Source organism: Psychrobacter immobilis (assembly GCF_003148585.1).
Lineage (GTDB): Bacteria > Pseudomonadota > Gammaproteobacteria > Pseudomonadales > Moraxellaceae > Psychrobacter > Psychrobacter immobilis.
Window position 1 is genome coordinate 115,870 of record NZ_QGGM01000008.1, and the last position, 18,311, is coordinate 134,180.

An 18,311-nucleotide genomic window follows, 5' to 3' on the forward strand; every position below is an offset into this window, starting at 1 on the left:
AAATATATAAGCCATACTTCAAGTAAAGTTAATGCCGTAATGCCTTTATAGTGAATTGACTATACGGTAATGTCATAGCGTTAATGACACTAACTCCGCCCTTCTTGTTTTTCAGCGATAAACGAGCCAAAAATGCCAATGACCACCTCGCCACCTAGTGCTATGCCACCGATTGATACTCGCTATGCGCGCATCGTTGCTATTGCGTTGCCCGTGTTATTGGCCAACCTAGCCATGCCACTACAAAGCGTTATCGATACCGCGATCGTGGGTAACATGAATGACACGGCTAAACTTGCTGGTATGGGCTTGGCGATACAGTTATTGTCTTTATTACTCGTGAGTTTTAACTTTTTACAATATGCCTCGTCTGGGCTATCGGCTCAAGCGCTAGGACAATCGGTCAATCATGCTGATAATTCTACTCATACCACAAAATCGTCAAGCCAAACTCAATCACCCCTACTATCAATCTTGCAACGTGCCTTGTTATTAGCGTTTGCTATCGGGAGCATTCTGTTACTGGCAAAGCCTTGGTTGATAGATTTTGGCTTGCAAGCCCTATCAGCCAACCCCGAAAGTGGGCAAGCGGCAAAGACTTATTTGGATGTACGCTTTTGGGGCGTCATCGCTGAGCTAATGAACTTTGCCTTTATTGGTTGGTTTGCTGGTCAAGGTAAGACTCGCTACATGCTTTACCAGCAAGGCTTTATCGCTATGCTGAATATCATTCTAACCTTGTTTTTTGTTTACGTTATGCAGATGGGATTGGTTGGGGTGGCGTTAGGAACCACTATTGCCTTTTGGCTAGGCGTGATACTAGCGTTGTGGCTCAGCCGTCAGCATTTGCAAATCTCTTGGCAAGCCTTATTCACTGCCGACAAGCAACATTTTTCTAAAGAAAAAATGCTTAGGCTATTTTCATTAAATAAAGATATTTTTATCCGTACTCTGATCTTGACGTTGAGTTTCGCTTGGATTACCCGCTTGTCAGCTCAAAGTGGTGACGTCATCCTAGCCGCCAACGCTATTTTGCTTCAAGTATTAAGTATCTCGGCCTTTGCTCTTGATGGCGTGGCAGTATCGGCTGAGACGTTAAGCGGTCAAGCAGCAGGACGACGGGATTGGCCACGTTTTCGTACTATCGTCAAGCGTACCGGTATCGTCAGTTATGGTCTAGCCATCATGTTAAGTGCGATATGGTGGCTGGCGATGCCAACATATTTGCAATTTATGACCAATATTGAGTCCGTTTTTACGCTGGCATATGAGTACCATCTTTATGCGGTATTACTACCTCTCGTTGGCGTTGGTGCCTATTGGCTAGATGGTATATTTTTTGGCTTAACTGCCGGCAATGTGATTCGTAACGCAGCTTTGATACTCGCCGCTATCTTTTTTCCACTTAGCTGGGTGCTCTACCAACAGTGGGATATGACTGGTATTTGGCTAAGCGTGTGGTGTTTGTTATTACTTCGGCTGATTATTTTGGGTGGCTTCTTGTACCGAGCTCATCAAACAGCCAGCTATGAAAAGCTCCAGCCGTCTGTGTAATGTTCTTTAGATGAAGTGCATTTTTTCTAGGGTGTTTTTGCCATTGCTCGGGCTTGTCTTCATTTTAAAACCAGTTTTCTAACATTAATCTTTCAGCAAAATATTAATAATAATCAAAAAACAGCAAAAATTAGGATGTCATGTGACTACTCATTCAAAAGAATTACATCAACACCATGAGACCAGCTACGACTGGGCGGCGGGTTTCAAAAAAAGTCTACCTGTGGCGATGGGCTATTTACCTGCGGGTATCGCCTTTGGTGTGCTGGCACAAGTTGCCGGCATCCCTGTGTGGGCAACGATTATGTTGAGTGTTGTACTGTATGCGGGCGCCGCTCAATATGCTTGTTTGCCAATGCTGAGCGCTGGTTTACCGATTGGTAGCATCGCAACCAATATTGCCGCTATTAATTTACGTCATGTATTTTATGGTATGCCATTATTGCAATACCTACCAGAACATAAGCTTGCCAAAACCTATTGCCTATTTGCCCTGACTGATGAAACTTTCTCTGTTATGACCAGTTTACCTAATGAGTCAAGACAAGCTTTGATACTACCATTGAGCTTATTTAATCAAAGCTGGTGGGTACTAGCGAGCACGGTTGGTGTCATGATCGGCAGTACTCTGAGCGATTTGGTACCACATTTGGATTTTGCCTTAGTCTGTCTGTTTGCAATCTTAGCTTATGAGCAGTTCCAAAGTATCAAACGTTATTTCCCCATTGCTATTGCTGTCATTTCTTTAGCGGTGGCCTCCTTATTTACTAGCAATTGGTTGTTATTGGTGGCGATCACCATTTGTATGCTATTGATTTTAGCTCGTGGATTTTGGACGCAGCGTAATATAACGGGAGCCAACAATGACCAGTAGTTACCTTATTTTCGCAACCTTTGCGATGGCCGCCGTGACCTTTATTACCCGTGCGCTACCCGCCTTAATACCTAGAAAGTTGTTAGACACACCTTGGCTGCATCGGCTCAATGAGAGCTTGCCGCTATCAGTCATGGTATTGCTTATTTTAACCAGCCTTTCTTATCAAAATTTATCGGCAACGACTGGGCTAGATAGTGCTGAACTGCATTTATTGATGGCACAAATTGGTGCCCTTATTTTGGTGTTGTTCGTTTATCATATCAGCCGTCAGTTATTGGTCAGTATGGTCGTTGGCATCGCCGCCATTAATGGCTTGCTATGGGTATTTACTAATTTTTTAAGTGGATACTAGGGCGTGTCGTAGAAAACTGATAAACACGTGAATGGATGACAGCATTTAGATCATATGAATAATTTTAAACCCTGTAATTGAACTATATTTAAAACAAAAAAAAGGCTGGATTCTTATGAGAATCCAGCCTTTTACTTTCTAAAAGTACTGCAAAAAACTGATACTTTTAAGAAATTGATAACTTAAAGCTCTTCGACGCCCATCATATCAACTGGGGTATCAGCCACTATCTGTACGCCTTTTTTGCCTGTCTTAGCAGTGTCATTGCGCTGCTCTTGTAGGTGCTCAAGATACGCTTCATTGATCTGCCCAGTGATGTAGCAACCATTAAATACGGCACAATCAAAACCTTCAACTTTGCTGTACTTGGTATCTTTTACTGCATCAATCAAGTCGTCCAAATCTTGGAAAATCAATCTATCAGCACCGATGATATCGCGTACTTCTTCTACCGTATGACCTGAGGCAATAAGCTCACTGCGTACTGGCATATCGATACCATAGACGTTTGGATATTTAACTGGTGGCGCGGCGCTAGCAAAAAATACTTTATTCGCACCAGCATCGCGTGCCATTTGGATGATTTCATGGCAAGTGGTACCACGAACGATAGAATCATCAACCAACAGTACGTTTTTACCTTTGAACTCAAGTGGTACGGCGCTGAGTTTTTGACGAACTGATTTTTTACGTTGTTGTTGACCTGGCATGATAAAGGTACGACCGATATAGCGGTTTTTCATAAACCCTTCACGGTACTTAATATTCATTTTTAGTGCCAGCTCCATCGCTGACGTACGCGAGGTATCTGGAATAGGAATCACCACATCGATATCGTGATCTTCACCCCATTCAGCAAGGATTTTATCAGCCAGCTTTTCACCCATACGTAAGCGTGCTTTGTAAACTGAGATGTTGTCCATGATAGAATCTGGACGGGCAAAATACACATATTCAAAGATACAAGGCGTGTATTCTTGCTGCTCAACACACTGATGAGTGTGTAATTTATGATCTAAATCAATGAATATGGCTTCGCCAGGTTTTACATCACGGATAATACTAAATCCTGATCCGGTCAGTGCCACTGACTCTGAGGCAACCATGTACTCGGTGCCGCCATTCGGTGCCATGCGCTTACCGAAAATAAGCGGACGAATACCGTTTGGATCACGAAATGCGAGCAAACCATGACCAGTAATCAGAGCGACCACGCCATAAGCGCCTTCGACGCGACCATATACAGCCGTGACTGCTTCAAAGATATCAGCAGGCGTTGCTTTGGTTTTACCCAAGTTTTGCATTTCATGGGCAAGTACGTTTAGCAATACTTCTGAATCTGAATCGGTATTAAGATGTCGGCGATCTTCGATGTATAAAGACTTGGCTAAACTCTCAGCATTGGTCAAGTTACCATTGTGTGCAAGGGTAATACCATAAGGTGAGTTGACATAAAATGGTTGAGCTTCGGCACTGCTTGACGTGCCTGCTGTTGGATAACGCACATGACCAATACCAAACTTACCAACCAATTTCATCATATGACGATTCATAAATACGTCACGTACCATGCCATTTTCTTTACGTAGATAGAGTCGTCCATCTTGCAAAGTGACAATACCCGCTGCATCTTGCCCACGATGCTGTAGCATCGTCAAACCGTCATAAAGAATCTGATTGACTGGTTCGTGAGCTGCAACTCCAATGACTCCACACATAATAGCTATATCCTATTTTGACTCATTAATTAGTACTACAATAGTGGCAAGACTGCTAACAGTAGATTATCAAAAATGCGTACTGTTACTCACCGACGACCTGATGATTGTTGTTCAGAATTTAACGAATATTTATCTTTTGACTATTAGCAAAATGCACTATTTATTGGCATTTGTGGTCTCTAAATGCGATTAAATAATTTTTTATCAAGGATAACTTACAAAGAAGATATGATAGAGGCGATAACCTCTAGCACCATAAACCCAAGCTATCAGCATCGAATCATTGAGACATTAAAGGCTAACCGTAAAAATACTTACGATTGATTGACTTGATCCCAAGCCATACCTAACACATCTGAGACCAATGCTTTACCCATCGGGGCATAAGGCAATAGCTCAGGCGCGAGCACTGACGTTTGCCATTGTGGCATTTGCACCAGTAACGGCGCGCTGACGCTAAGCACAACTAAGACCATCAGTACATTTTTAGCAGCACCAAGTACACCACCTGCCATTTTGTCAACGACACCCAAGCGTAAGGTTTTAAGCACGCCTGAGAATACAAATGCCACTAAGTGCATGATGGCCAATATGATTATCACCACCAATAAAAATGCCATTGCCATTTGTAAAACAGGGTTTTGTACCATGCCTGATAGTTGCGGCGAAACTACTCCTGCCAAACGTGTGGCAGCGATCAGGGCAATAAACCAACCGACTAGACCAACCGCAGTTTTAATCAATCCGACTTGAAAGCCGCGCCATAAGCCGATCAAAACAACAATAGCAATCACGATATCCAGACCACTCATGTTCTACGCCTCATACCTTATTGATTTTTATCGGATGTTTACTTTCGTTTTTGTGACACATTAATCTTTGATGACTCAGCTCAAAATACAGTCGTCTTGTGCATCTGATAGATAATGAGTTAGGAATACTGATCCGCTATAGCTCTAGCTCCATCGCGTCGTAATAGCCACCGATTGCTTGAATACAAGACTGTACCAGCCCAGGACCACGATAAATGAGCCCCGTATAGAGCTGCACCATATCTGCACCCGCTTCGATTTTTTTGACGGCTTTTGCACCACTATCAATACCGCCGACGCCTATTAAAGCGACTTTACCATCTAGCTGATCGGAGAACTGTTGTAAAATTTGGGTACTAATGTGGCTGACTGGGCGACCGGATAGACCACCTGCTTGCTCACCATCAGGTAGGTCTTCAACACCAACACGGCTCAACGTTGTATTGGTCGCAATCAACCCATCTATCTCAAAATCGAGCAATTGCTGCGAGATATAGTCCACTTGTAGCGGCTCTAGATCAGGCGCAACTTTCAATACCAGTGGCACATAAAAACCATATTCAGTGGCTAATTGGCTGTGACGATTTTTAATCGTATCCAAAAGCTGAGTCAAGGCCTCGCCACTTTGTAAATCACGCAGATTCTTAGTATTTGGTGAGGAGATATTAACGGTGATATAGGAGGCATGCGGATAAGCACGCTCTAAACAGTAGACATAATCATCGGCGGCTTGCTCTACTGGCGTATCGGCGTTTTTACCAATATTAATCCCAATATTGCCTTTGTATTGACAGCGCTTGACGTTTTCGATCAAATAATCGATACCTTGGTTATTGAAACCCATTCGATTGATGATAGCGTCCGCTTGCTTGATTCTAAACAACCTTGGCTTATCATTGCCTATTTGCGGTCTTGGCGTGACCGTGCCCACTTCTATAAAACCAAAGCCCAGCTCAGCCAACGCATCGATATAATCACCATTTTTATCCAGTCCTGCCGCTAGGCCGACCGGATTGGCGAATTGCAAGCCCATACAGTCTGTTGGCTGCATTGACTGACCGTATACCAAACCTAAAACACGTGCTTTATGAGCTTTATCTAATAAAGATAAGGTCATCTCGTGGGCGTGCTCTGGATCCATCTTAAACAAAAAAGGGCGAAGTAAGGCATAAGACATAGTAATGGCAGACCCTGCTCGAAAGAAATAGTGAGTGAATAGTGCGAATAAAATCAAGCGCTGCGATTATATCAGCTTAACAGAAATAAGAGCAAAGTTTCATGCGCTAAATTTCTGTATTAGAGTGCTAATAGTTATACCTACATATTGGCTAAGGAACTGACAGGTGTATTCTACAGTCCCTAAGGTACAGGACGACCATCCATCAGGGCTATCCAACCACGGACGATACGATAAAGATGCCATATGAAGGTAAAAATCATGATTAGCAGGCCAAATACCGCTAATAATACCGAACCAATGGCAATATTATTGCTATCAGCCAGCATACTGATGCCAAAACCCCCTAATGCAAAGGTAATGATAATAATGCCTAAGAAGAAAAATACGATGCTATACCAAAAGGTTTTAATCTGCCAATCAAAATGCGTGGACAACCACGAACCCTCTGCATCATGGCGCTTCGCATAGTTCATCACAATTGGTACAACCCACAGTAATCCAGCGGTAAAATAGCTGATTACGTATAAAAAATAAGTAATGTGATTATAAGTGATTAAAGAACGGCGCTTACCAGTGCTCATATTGTCACTCGCCCCATAGCTCTGCCTTTGCTGAGTCATTTCATGATCAAATGCAGCTTCAACTGACGCATTACTCTGGTGTTCAGCAGTTCTGGTCTGCTGATGGCTATGCGTGTCAGGTTTGCGATCAGAAGATTGGTTCATCTTAAATATCCATCTCTGGCTGTGTGATAGTTAATCAATTGTGTCAAACGTACAATTTTTCAATGATGCTAATGTCAAATGGTTATTTTAGAAGTTGATGATCAGTTAATTTGGGGCAATAGTAGATAAGAATTAAAATACTTCCAGTTTCCACAGCATATCGATTTATGAGGTGACAGTCGCTTGTACTTGAATGGCTTTGGTAACCAAGTCTTGCTGTATCGATAGCTGAGTGAACTGCCAACCTTGCTGTTCGAGTTTGCCAAGTGCGGTGCTGACCACCGCTTGACTGGCATGATTGAAGCTCAGTTGCACGGCATCACCTGTCGCAACGACTTGGGCGTTGGCAATACCTGAGTTATTCAACAATGCACTGATAGCATTGGCAGGTGGCATGGCGGTTTCACCATCCGCCGTGTTTGCCGCATTGATCGCATTGATCGCATTACTATCGATATTGCCAGCTTGGGCACGCAACCAAAAGTAATCAGCCACTTGCTCTTGATAGTCGCGCTTACTGTCGTTTGCCGCTTGATGAATACTATAACCACCATAGCCACCAATGAACAATAATAAGAACATAGACAATACGGCCAATGCCAACTGATCACGCGGCGAAAGTGCCTGCCAGCGTAACGATAGCATCTGTTGAAAATTATTTACACGTGTTGACAGCACATTGGTTCCAATACTGTTACTGGTCTCTGGCGTGATGTTGTTACGTTTGGTGCGGCGCTGCAATCGTTTCATTTTCCAACCTTTTTGACTTTTATTACCACTGCCTAGTTGGCAAATAAATTATGATGCCGCTACATTGGTTTGCGTCGTGTCATTATTTTCTACGACATTCACCGTAACTTGACCACTAAACTGCCCTTGTTCATTACTGTTTACCTGTGCAAGCTTGGCATTTAAACCCTGCGCAACAAGTGTGCTCGTAAACTTATCAAGACTATTACGATCAGGGGCAATCAAGGTAAAGCTGAGTGCTGATGGCTGCATCACTAACGCTTGTGCTCGCAGTGAAGACTGCTTGATTAACGGGGATATGCGAGTCAATGCTGCCATATGAGAGGCTGGTGCTTGGCTGTCACTGCGCAGCTTTGGTTGCAATTGCACTTGCAGTTTGGTGCGCGAGCTTAATGGCTCGTTTGGAAACCAAGCTTGATACTGCGCCGCAATCTCAGCTTTGGTCGCTACCGTCGCCTTATTATACTGATACCACTGCAGGCCATCGGTCGCCATCTGTAATACCAGTGCCGATAACGCGACCATCGCTGCCACACGCAAATACGGTGAGAGCTTTGAGTCCGTTGATTTAATAAAGAAGTTAAGCGCGTGACGCTCAGGGCTGTCAATAGGCTTGGGCGTCGTGGTCAATGTGGTTAATAATAACTGATGATCTGCAACAAGCGCGGCCGTTTCTGCCATAAAGCTCGTGGGCATTGCCGAATTTGTTGGCTTTGAAAGATCATCTAAAGCCGTTATGGGCGGCAATATATTCACTTCACTTAAATGCGGGAAACGTTCAAAAATTAAGGGCAAATAACTGACAGCCATACCTTGTCGCAATGACTGACGCAGTAGCATGGTGTGCTCATCTTGATACAGTGTTACTTGCTGACCTGCCCCTTCATCTGGCGTTGGTAGCAATAAAAAATCAGGTAGTAACGCCGTTATGCTCATGCTAGCGAGCTTAGCACTCTGCTGCCATGACTCAATATCGCTTTGCGCCAGTGCATATAGTTGGTGATTATCGGCTTCACTGATTTGCCGAATCGCCAATTGCTCGACAGGGGTCAAGGATGTCTCTTCAAACAAGTATTGCTTGCCGCTATTGCCCAGCTGTTTAAGCTGAGTCGCATTCAGCTCAGTATCTACCTGCAATATATGGCTTGATGGAAAATATAGACACAAAGTCTTCTGCGCATTGGTTTTATAATTACCATAGATCGTTTGCAGCTGTTGCCAACCATCAACCGTTTGCCATTGCTGAATATCTTCATGCCAGACAGCTAGCGGGCTATGCTGCGCTCGTAACCAAACATGTAACACTAAGCGTGTCCTTAATTATTAAAGCTGTTTTAAAGATAGGATAAGGTAGGATTCAGACAATTTCATTCTTTAACCAGTTTAACACCACTAAGCATCAATAGACTAAGTGCCAACAGTATCACTGACGATTCGACCTAATCTCAATACGGCTGCTCGGGCACAAAACGATCAATCTCTTTCGCCATACCTGCCATTACAAAGTCCATCTCAAACACCCTTGCTTCTGCAAGAGAAAATGATTCAGGATAATCGCCAGTTAATAGACCAGCGATATAAGCAACGATAGACATATGACACACCACTACCAGACACTCAGCGTCAATATTCGCAATATCTATTAAAGCTTGACGCGCATCATCAGAAGGCGTGATATTTTCCTGTACGATTGCTGGAACCTTGGGCGCGCGCGTTTGAAATGCTGCTAGCGTCTGCTGCGCTCTATCATAGGGACTGACGACAAAATAATCAGGATGATAGTGAGTCATCACATACTCTGCCGTCTGCATTGCTTGCTGTTGACCAAAGTCAGTTAACTGGCGCACGCTGTCTGAGCGCGACTCATCTTCTGCTTGACCATGACGTACTAGTATAATTTTCATAACCTTCCTTTATGCATTGTCATGATGACGTTGTTTGCAGAATAATCATTCTTAGAACAACGTCATCATTTAACATTGGGGTTTTTACTTACTGTCAGTATCGCCACTTTCATCATCAGTGCTATCACTTGACGTCTTCATCTGCGCAGTTAGCGCCGCATTACTATGATCATGTGCCATTACAAATTCAACGTCACTACGGAAGCCCGCTTCCATGAGATGTAACGCCACACCTAATGCTGCTTTATCTTCATAAATGACCGCATACAATGCATGGGTAATAGGCATGTAGATGCCTTGCTTGGTGGCTTTCTCATGCACTTGCTGAATGGTATTGACCCCTTCAGCCGTTTGACCGAGTTTTTTCACCGCAGCCTCAATACTCATACCGCGACCGAGCATGTTACCGATACGATAGTTACGACTGAGCTCTGAGCTACAAGTGGCGTATAAATCACCCACACCAGACAATCCTAAGAAGGTAAGCGGATTCGCACCCGACTCAACCCCAAAGCGGCTCATCTCTGCCAAAGCACGAGTCAATATCATTGCCTTGGTATTTTCGCCAACATCGTAGGCTGCCGCCATACCCATGGCAATCGCATAGATATTTTTTAGCGCACCGCCAAGCTCCACACCTTTGACATCATCACTGGCAAACACTCGGAAAAACGCACTATGTAATGCGGCTTGTACGGCATGGCGCAATGGCTCAGACTCACTGGCGATAACGGTCGCTGATGGCATGTTTTTCATGATCTCTATCGCAAGGTTTGGCCCCGACATGACACCAAAATTCACTTCAGGTAGCTCATCTTTAATAATGTCGCTCATCATGGCAAAAGTATCTTTTTCCATACCTTTGGTCAATGACACAATAGACTGACCACTGATAAATGGTGCAATATTCTTTAGGGTCTCACGAAAAGCCAAACCAGGCACCGCAATAAAAACGATATCTTTATCTTTGACGGCTGCTGCCAAGTCATGGCTATATTTAAGGCTGTCATCAAGCTTATAACCTGGTAAATATTTTTTATTGGTCTGCGTTTTTATCATCGCCTTTACCGTACGCTTGTTACGTACCCACAGCGTGGTATCACAGCCATTGCGTGCAGCCAAGTTTGCCATTGCTGTACCAAAACTACCACCGCCTAAAAACGCCAAACGTAGCTTGGTAGGATTACTGTGAATATCCGCCATGTTTTTTGCCACTGCTGATTCTACCGCGCTAGGATTGAGTTTTTTACGACCAATACCCGATTTGGTAGCACGTTCGATGATACCTGCCAGCAGACTGTTTTGCTTTTCAGGGGCATTCGTATTCACCTCAGTATTATCGCTACTGATGTCTTTATTGCTCTCATTAGGGCTGGTCATTTGCTGTTATCCGTATTGGCTAATTTATTATTAATAGAATTTATCATGGTTTATTTATCATGACTTATGACGCTTTAGAGTATTGAGGCTATCTATCTTTTTGCTACACGACCGACTGTCTTCTTAGAGAGCGGTATTCGTCAAGAGAAAAGCGCCACTAAACAGCGCTTAGATATATTATGACTCAAATCTCACTAAAGACTCGATATCAATCGGTTTACGGGCGGGTTCATTTTTGGGACTGGTGCCAGTATAAACAAAAGCCGTTACATAATCATCTGGACCAACGTCAAAATATGATTTAACAGCAGCTTCATTACATAGCAGTCCCGTACGCCACACTGTACTAAAACCTTGGGCTTTTAGCGCCAAAATCAGGTTTTGTACAGCTGCACCCGCACTTAGCATTTGTTCAAAAGGAGGAACTTTTTTGTGCGCTTGTATTTTTGTGACAACTGTGATGATGACGGGCGCTCTTAATGGCATGGCCTGAGTTTTTACGATGTCCTTTTCGGACAGCGTTTCGCCCTCTTGCACCGCTTTTGCTTGAGCCGCTGCGACCAAGGCATTGCCCAATTCATGACGGGCGTCCCCCTGTGTCACTATAAAACGCCATGGGCGCAGTTTTTTATGATCTGGCGCTGTCGCCGCACACTCAATCGCTGTTTCGATTTGGGCATGTGTCGGTGCGGGCAAATCCAAATTGCCCATACTGCGCCTTGAATTGATCCAACCAATCATTTCTTCACTGCTAATCGGCATACTGTCTGTGGTGATATCTTTGGTCGACAGTTTTTTATCATTTTCGTCGGATATAGTCATTACCGCTCCTTATTTATTATTATCTTTTTATGCAAAAAACCAATGCTTTGGTTGGCTCTCAATACTGTCAAAAAACACGTTATGTCAAACGAATATATATCAATATTGAGTGTGAGTGACTTGAATGAAAAACCATGAGTGCTTTAATCGACAACTTGTAGATTATCATCGGCTATGAAGAGGCTTTGATTATGCCGCATCATCGACCCGATGCTCCATGCGCAAATAATCCTCTGACTGCATCTCAAGTAAGCGCGAGCGTGTCCGTTCAATCTCAAACGCCAATTTCTCTCCTTGATATAGGTCCAAAATCGACTGCTGCGCTCTAACCAGCAATTTAACACGGCGATCATAAAACTCATCAACCAGATAAATAAACCGACGGGTCGGATCACGTAAGTCATCATCTAAGGCAGGCACGGCATTGACCAATACTGTGCTGAACTGCTTGGCGATTTCGATGAAATCAGATGCTGATCGTGGCTCCATACATAAATGACGGAAATCACAGAATAAAATATCCTCAGTGCGAGCATTAATTCTAATTTCGCGACCATTAATCGTAATTGGCTCATTACTGATTTTTTGGTTATTGGATAAACTGGCAAAACGGTTGGCTAACCAATGATGATTCGCTTTCGTCATAGGCGACTCATATAGCTCTGCCTGCTGCAATACGCGCAAACGATAGTCGATACCAGAATCGATATTCATCACCGTAGTATGACGCTCTACTTCAGCGATAGCGGGCATAAAACGGTCACGATGTAAGCCGTCTTTATACAATCCTGATGGCTCAATATTTGAGGTGGCGACCAATGTAATACCACGATTGAACAGCATGGTAAATAAATCACCCAAAATCATGGCATCAGAAACGTTAGAAACAAAGAACTCATCGAAACAGATAATAACCGCTTCTGCATAAATGATGTCGGCGACTTTTTCTAATGGGTCACTCTCACCTTGCAGCTTGTTTAGCTCTTGATGAACGCGCTGCATGAAATGATGAAAATGCAGACGCATCTTGCGATCAATGGTCAATGAATCATAAAACATGTCCATCATCCATGTTTTACCACGACCTACCCCGCCCCACATATACAACCCCGTTGGTGCTGTCGGCTTGGACTTTAAAAAGCCAAAAAAGCTTTTCTTCTGTGGCGCACTATTGATGAGCTGATGATGTATCTCATCAAGATAGCTCATGGCCTTAAATTGCTGCTCATCTCGAGTAAACTCATCTGTACTGACGGCTTGCTCGTAACGTTGCAATGGAGATAAACTCATAATACGACTCATCATTAGACAAAATAAATAGTAAGGTAATGGTTGATTCTGCATGAACTCGTCAAAGTAAAGCGATCAGAGCTCATGACTTGATAGCGGTTCTCTATCCTAATATTACTAGGTAACAACTAAGCGTCGCTACCAAAGGTATGCTTTTCTAATAAGCCTTTCAACTCTGACAGACGTCCATGAAAAAAGTGCCCTGCGCCCTCTACAACGCTGACAGCAATTCCTAATCGCTCCGCAAATGCTTGCATATTATCAGGGTCAATCACTTCATCAGCATTGCCATAAATCTCAAAAGTTTTATCGGCTGGCAAGCTTATATCACTGCTGTTATTTTTTTCAACGGATGGAGCAATAAGGGCGATTTTAGTAATCTCAAAATCGCCTAGCCCCCAAATATGAGGGGCTTCAAGTACCTGCTCAGCCACCCGTGCTGTCACATAACCGCCAAAAGAAAAACCACCCAACCATAACTTGCGCGCATTGGTTTGCTCTGCAATCCATTGTAGCACGGTCATTGCATCTACGACTTCACCATCCGCATAATCGTGCTCGCCAGTCGACTGCCCGACACCGCGAAAGTTAAAGCGTACCACGTGCATACCATTATCACGAGCAAAGCGATACATCGTCGTTACCACTTTATTATTCATCGTGCCGTCGAATAACGGATTGGGATGACACAGTAACGCCACTGTATCGGTATTTGGATTGTTAGGATTATCTTGTTGCCAAAGCGCGTCGACTTCGAGCACGCCAGCAGGAGCAGGAATTAATGGCATAAAATTACTTATTGATTAAAAATGAATAGGTCAATTATCCTAGATATGGTTTATATTTCAAGTGATTTGCTGTGTCATAGTACCGCTTATTTTCATTTTCGCTCATCATAAGTAAACGTCGCCTATGAATATATGATGAATATGTGCGGTCTCTGCAATACCGCACACAATAACCGACTAGACACCCCAGAGCCGAATAGGGTAGATTCATCATAGTTGTTGAGCCACCTATGGACGGATACGTGCATGGCGTATCCTCAACTTTGCTGTGATATTCAACTTTATATATGACTGACAGACATTAGGAATCGTTTATGAATACTATTAATAAAACCGCTGCACTGACTGCTACTTTGGCGGCAGCACTCGCCCTAAGTGCTTGCCAAACTACGCCTTCATCACCAGTTATCCAGCGTGCAAACTCTATTTATGAGACGACTGGCATCGCCGATAGCAAAGTAAAAGCACAGCAAAATGCGATAGACAGCGCACAAAAGACTTGCAGAGGTAAGCAAGTTATTATCGTCGATGACAAAGTCACTTATAACGGTATTTTAGATGAAAATACCGGTCGGATGATTGGGCAAGCCAGTGCCGTCCTCGGTACGATCCTTGGTACGGGCTCGCCGAACTTATCACGTGATGACGATTACGAGTATAAAATCAACTTTCGTTGCCAATAAAATAATTATTATTTCATAAAGCACTTATTTGGCGGCTCGTTATTTAATAAAGTATCTTGTTATTTAACAAAGTATTTAGCGAACCAATCAGCGATAAGAATATATTAGTCGCTGACTGGTTGGCTTCTCTTTTTGTGTGCTCGCTTTTGGGGTAAACTATCCTTTCTGATTTTTTATGACTCTTATTCTATAAACAGCTCGTTTTTAAGCTCCCTCACTTTTGGTCTATTATTATGCGCAAACCCAACCTGTCAAATATGAAACCAGCTAAGGTATTAGCGCCTGCTAAAGATTTAGCGACCTTGGAAGCCGAGTTAGCTGAGCAAGAAAACAATATAGAAGTCAGTTTAGAAGATACCGTTCTGCGGTTGAGTGACTATTTATCAGCCGTTGATATGGTTATCAAACAGACCTTTAACCACCGTGTATGGGTAAAAGCAGAGATTCGCAATCTATCTAGTAAAGGCGGGCATTATTACTTTGAATTGGCAGAAAAAGATGATGACGGTAAGGTCATTGCTAGTTGCCGCGGCAATCTTTGGCGCTTTAAAGCAGCACGCGTCTTAGCAAAATTTGAGCGCGCAACTGGCATGCCCCTTGATCGTGATTTGACAGTATTGCTCAAAGTATCCGCAGGCTTCCATGCGCAATATGGCTTCTCTCTCACTATTGAAGATATTGACCCTAGCTACACGTTAGGCGACTTGGCGCGGCAGTATGCAGAGATGGTCGACCGCTTGACGGGAGAAGGCTTATTAAACCTGAATCAACAGCTGCCTGTTCCATTTGATATTGAGCATGTGCTGGTCATTGCCCCTGAAAAAGCCGCTGGATTAGGCGATTTTCAAGCCGACGCTGATCGCTTAGCGCGCACAGGTGCCTGTCATTTCCATTATCATAATGCGACCTTTCAGGGTAATCATGCGCCAAGCGAGATCCGCCAAGCAATCGTTAACGCCCAGCAGCAGTTTTTTGATACTTATAAGCACCTGCCAGACTTATTAGTCATTATTCGTGGCGGCGGTGCGGTCGGTGATTTAGCCTATCTAAATGATTATGAATTGGCAGCATTGGTTGCCGAGCAGCCTATCCCTGTCTGGGTTGGCATTGGTCACGAGCGTGATAAAGTGATCTTAGATGAAGTCGCGCATACTAGCTTTGATACCCCATCAAAGGTGATTGCCGCTATCATGACGCATTTAGCCCAGCTCGTCACTCAAACGCTGCAATACCAAGCGCAAATAAAACAAGCTGCTCAGCGTCAATTAAGCACCGCTGCACAACAAACGACACGCCAGTTGAGCCAAATACAATCACAAACAATTGGTCAATTAACCGCTCTGCAAAAAGACAGTGATTATGCGTGGCGTAGTATTCAGCAAAGCGCTCAGCGCCAAGTCAAGCAAGCCGCCAGACTCACCAGCGAGCTACGCACACAGACTCAAGCGGCTGCCTATCAGCAGTTAACAGTGGCTGCTAGCGCCAGTCAAAATAACCAAAAAACGATTATGCATTCCGCACAGCAGCAGTTAATACAAGCACAGCGTGATAGCGAACATCTGCGTGATATTGTGCTCCTGCACCGTCCTTCTCGGGTGCTCAAGCAAGGCTATACCATGCTTACTGATGCAAAAGACAAGCAAATACTGACCAGCGGTACGCAGCTCCATCCAGAACAAACGGTGCACATTCTCTTAAAAGACGGTAAAGCAAAAGCACAGATTATTGACGTAAATATTAATAAATAAGAAGTACAACCTACCGTCGATTCAACTTAATCAAAGACTTTATTTTAAAATTAGGAAACCTTATGACAACCCCTACTCGCAAACGCAAAAAAGCCGCCCCAAAAACCTTTAAAGCGGCTTATGATATTCTAAAAACCAATGCCGCTGAATTACAGCAACAAGATGAGCCAGATATTGATAATCTGATGACGACTGTTGAAGAGTCGATTGCTGCTTATCGCGTTTGCGAAACCCGTATCAATGCGGTACAGCAAGCACTAGATGCCGCTTTTGCTGAAGAAGAAGATAAAACAGAGAATAGCGACAGTTAAGTTAAGTCAATTCTATTCAGGCTCGTCGACTTCAAATACTTGGCGCAAATAGGCAAGATACGTGTCGTTATTAATCATGGTCTTGCCTGGACTGTCTGACAGTTTAGCGACTGGCTGCCCATTGCATTCCACCAATTTTAAGACAATATTTATCGGGGTGATACCCATATCATTGGTGAGGTTGGTACCAATACCAAAGCTGGTCTTTATTTGACCTTTAAAATACTGATGTAAATCCCAAGCTTTATCCAAATCTAAGCCATCACTAAAGGTTAAAATCTTGGTTCTTGGGTCTATTTTAAGATTTTTATAATGAGCAATCGCCTTATCACCCCAGATATACGGGTCACCGCTATCGTGACGTAAACCATCAAACAGCTTAGCGAAATACAAATCAAAGTCACGTAAAAACGCATCCATCCCAACGACATCGGTCAGCGCAATACCCAAATCGCCTCGATACTCATGCACCCACGCTTCAAGCGCCGCTTTTTGTGAATCACGTAAACGCACATCCAAAGCCTGAAATGCCTGCATAAATTCATGTGCCATCGTACCGATTGGCGTCATTCCCAGCTTTTTTGCTAAATACACGTTGGAAGTACCGCTCACTATTTTTGGTTCCGCTTTATGCAAAGTCTCAACCACATGGGCTTGCCAAGCTTTGCTAAAACGTCTACGAGTACCAAAATCAGCGATAATTAATGGCGGGGTATTAGCATCACATTTTGCCTGCTCTGTCGCATATTGATGCAACAATGTGACTTTTTCATCCAATCTGCGCTGCCCTTCTTCAATCACACTGGCATTCGATAGCGCATCAAAATACAGCTCATTAACGATGGCGAGTACAAACACTTCAAAGAACATCGCTTGAATCATCGGTCCTTCGATATCGATAAATAAGCGACCTTTATCATCCGTACTGACGGTAATAAAACGACGTTTCAACTTAAACAATTCTAGATAGTCAACGAAGTCTGAGCGCATAAAGCGCAAACCACGTAAGTACTCTAGTTCATCCTCTAAAAATCGTAATTCACATAAATTGTCTAACTGCTGCTCTAGATCATCTTTAATATCAGCCAATGGATACAGCGTGTCTTTATTATTACGGCAGCGAAAGCGATACACACCATGTGTCTGTGGAAACTGATGCAGCATGGCTTGCAGCATCGTAAATTTATATAAATCATTATCGAGTAAAGAGGTAATAATAGGTTCGAAAGGTTTAGAGGTATGAGTAACGGTCATGTTACAGCCTTAAATACAAAAATGAAAAGCCGCCAAACAAATCCAGCGACGAAATAGGTATACATAACTTTGACTTCCTCCCCGCCCTCAAAGGAGGGGGATTCCTACTAAAGACGGCCAAGCCCGACCGCGAGAATGTTTTTTGCTCCATTAACGTCTC

The 18,311-nt window shown here is 43.5% G+C and carries 18 protein-coding genes; 6 read left to right on the forward strand and 12 right to left on the reverse strand.

Annotated features, from left to right (window positions below):
* The first annotated feature begins 132 nt into the window (after positions 1-132).
* The 3 genes from C8D84_RS08190 (at position 133) to C8D84_RS08200 (ending at position 2,783) form a co-directional block, all read left to right on the forward strand.
* Positions 133-1,554, forward strand: a complete 1,422-nt coding sequence (locus C8D84_RS08190; RefSeq protein WP_109591393.1) for an MATE family efflux transporter — start codon at positions 133-135, stop codon at positions 1,552-1,554.
* Between the two features lie 142 nt (positions 1,555-1,696).
* Positions 1,697-2,428 carry an AzlC family ABC transporter permease gene (locus tag C8D84_RS08195; RefSeq protein WP_407691878.1) on the forward strand — a complete coding sequence of 244 codons (732 nt, stop codon included), beginning with the start codon at positions 1,697-1,699 and terminating at the stop codon, positions 2,426-2,428.
* Positions 2,418-2,783, forward strand: a complete 366-nt coding sequence (locus C8D84_RS08200) for an AzlD domain-containing protein (RefSeq protein ID WP_087815638.1) — start codon at positions 2,418-2,420, stop codon at positions 2,781-2,783. Before C8D84_RS08195 ends, C8D84_RS08200 begins: the two co-directional genes overlap by 11 nt.
* Before the next feature lie 182 nt (positions 2,784-2,965).
* On the opposite strand, the gene purF is transcribed toward C8D84_RS08200, so the two are convergent.
* From purF to C8D84_RS08255, 11 genes are all read right to left on the reverse strand, one after another.
* Positions 2,966-4,501: an amidophosphoribosyltransferase gene (gene purF / locus C8D84_RS08205; protein WP_055124190.1), complete on the reverse strand. Its 1,536-nt coding sequence runs from the start codon at positions 4,499-4,501 to the stop codon at positions 2,966-2,968.
* A 317-nt stretch (positions 4,502-4,818) separates the two neighbouring features.
* On the reverse strand, positions 4,819-5,316 hold the full coding sequence (locus C8D84_RS08210; RefSeq protein WP_045446136.1) for a CvpA family protein: 498 nt from the start codon (positions 5,314-5,316) through the stop codon (positions 4,819-4,821).
* A gap of 136 nt (positions 5,317-5,452) precedes the next feature.
* A complete protein-coding gene (locus C8D84_RS08215) occupies positions 5,453-6,493 on the reverse strand; it encodes a quinone-dependent dihydroorotate dehydrogenase (RefSeq protein WP_109591395.1) in 1,041 nt (346 codons plus the stop codon).
* 182 nt (positions 6,494-6,675) lie between these two features.
* Entirely contained in the window at positions 6,676-7,221 is a 546-nt protein-coding gene (locus tag C8D84_RS08220) for a DUF4870 family protein (protein WP_228244518.1), read from the reverse strand.
* A 165-nt stretch (positions 7,222-7,386) separates the two neighbouring features.
* Positions 7,387-7,971: a type II secretion system protein GspM gene (gene gspM / locus C8D84_RS08225; RefSeq protein WP_109591397.1), complete on the reverse strand. Its 585-nt coding sequence runs from the start codon at positions 7,969-7,971 to the stop codon at positions 7,387-7,389.
* A gap of 48 nt (positions 7,972-8,019) precedes the next feature.
* Complete coding sequence (gspL, locus tag C8D84_RS08230; protein WP_109591399.1) at positions 8,020-9,276, reverse strand: type II secretion system protein GspL; 1,257 nt, start codon at positions 9,274-9,276, stop codon at positions 8,020-8,022.
* A gap of 140 nt (positions 9,277-9,416) precedes the next feature.
* Complete coding sequence (locus C8D84_RS08235) at positions 9,417-9,875, reverse strand: SixA phosphatase family protein (protein WP_109591401.1); 459 nt, start codon at positions 9,873-9,875, stop codon at positions 9,417-9,419.
* Positions 9,876-9,959: 84 nt separating this feature from the next.
* Entirely contained in the window at positions 9,960-11,255 is a 1,296-nt protein-coding gene (locus C8D84_RS08240; protein WP_109591403.1) for an NAD(P)H-dependent glycerol-3-phosphate dehydrogenase, read from the reverse strand.
* A 177-nt stretch (positions 11,256-11,432) separates the two neighbouring features.
* On the reverse strand, positions 11,433-12,017 hold the full coding sequence (locus C8D84_RS08245; protein ID WP_407691879.1) for a nitroreductase family protein: 585 nt from the start codon (positions 12,015-12,017) through the stop codon (positions 11,433-11,435).
* 249 nt (positions 12,018-12,266) lie between these two features.
* A complete protein-coding gene (zapE, locus tag C8D84_RS08250; RefSeq protein WP_087815649.1) occupies positions 12,267-13,367 on the reverse strand; it encodes a cell division protein ZapE in 1,101 nt (366 codons plus the stop codon).
* A 128-nt stretch (positions 13,368-13,495) separates the two neighbouring features.
* Complete coding sequence (locus tag C8D84_RS08255) at positions 13,496-14,155, reverse strand: alpha/beta hydrolase (protein WP_087815651.1); 660 nt, start codon at positions 14,153-14,155, stop codon at positions 13,496-13,498.
* A 314-nt stretch (positions 14,156-14,469) separates the two neighbouring features.
* On the opposite strand from C8D84_RS08255, the gene C8D84_RS08260 reads away from it, so the two are divergent.
* From C8D84_RS08260 to xseB, 3 genes are all read left to right on the forward strand, one after another.
* Positions 14,470-14,838 (forward strand): hypothetical protein, encoded by a 369-nt coding sequence (locus C8D84_RS08260; RefSeq protein WP_045446124.1) that lies wholly within the window; start codon positions 14,470-14,472, stop codon positions 14,836-14,838.
* A 233-nt stretch (positions 14,839-15,071) separates the two neighbouring features.
* Positions 15,072-16,586 carry an exodeoxyribonuclease VII large subunit gene (gene xseA / locus C8D84_RS08265; protein WP_087815653.1) on the forward strand — a complete coding sequence of 505 codons (1,515 nt, stop codon included), beginning with the start codon at positions 15,072-15,074 and terminating at the stop codon, positions 16,584-16,586.
* 62 nt (positions 16,587-16,648) lie between these two features.
* Positions 16,649-16,897, forward strand: coding sequence for an exodeoxyribonuclease VII small subunit (gene xseB, locus C8D84_RS08270; protein WP_045446121.1), 249 nt, complete (start codon positions 16,649-16,651; stop codon positions 16,895-16,897).
* Between the two features lie 12 nt (positions 16,898-16,909).
* On the opposite strand, the gene pncB is transcribed toward xseB, so the two are convergent.
* A complete protein-coding gene (gene pncB / locus C8D84_RS08275) occupies positions 16,910-18,151 on the reverse strand; it encodes a nicotinate phosphoribosyltransferase (RefSeq protein WP_087815655.1) in 1,242 nt (413 codons plus the stop codon).
* Between the last annotated feature and the right edge of the window lie 160 nt (positions 18,152-18,311).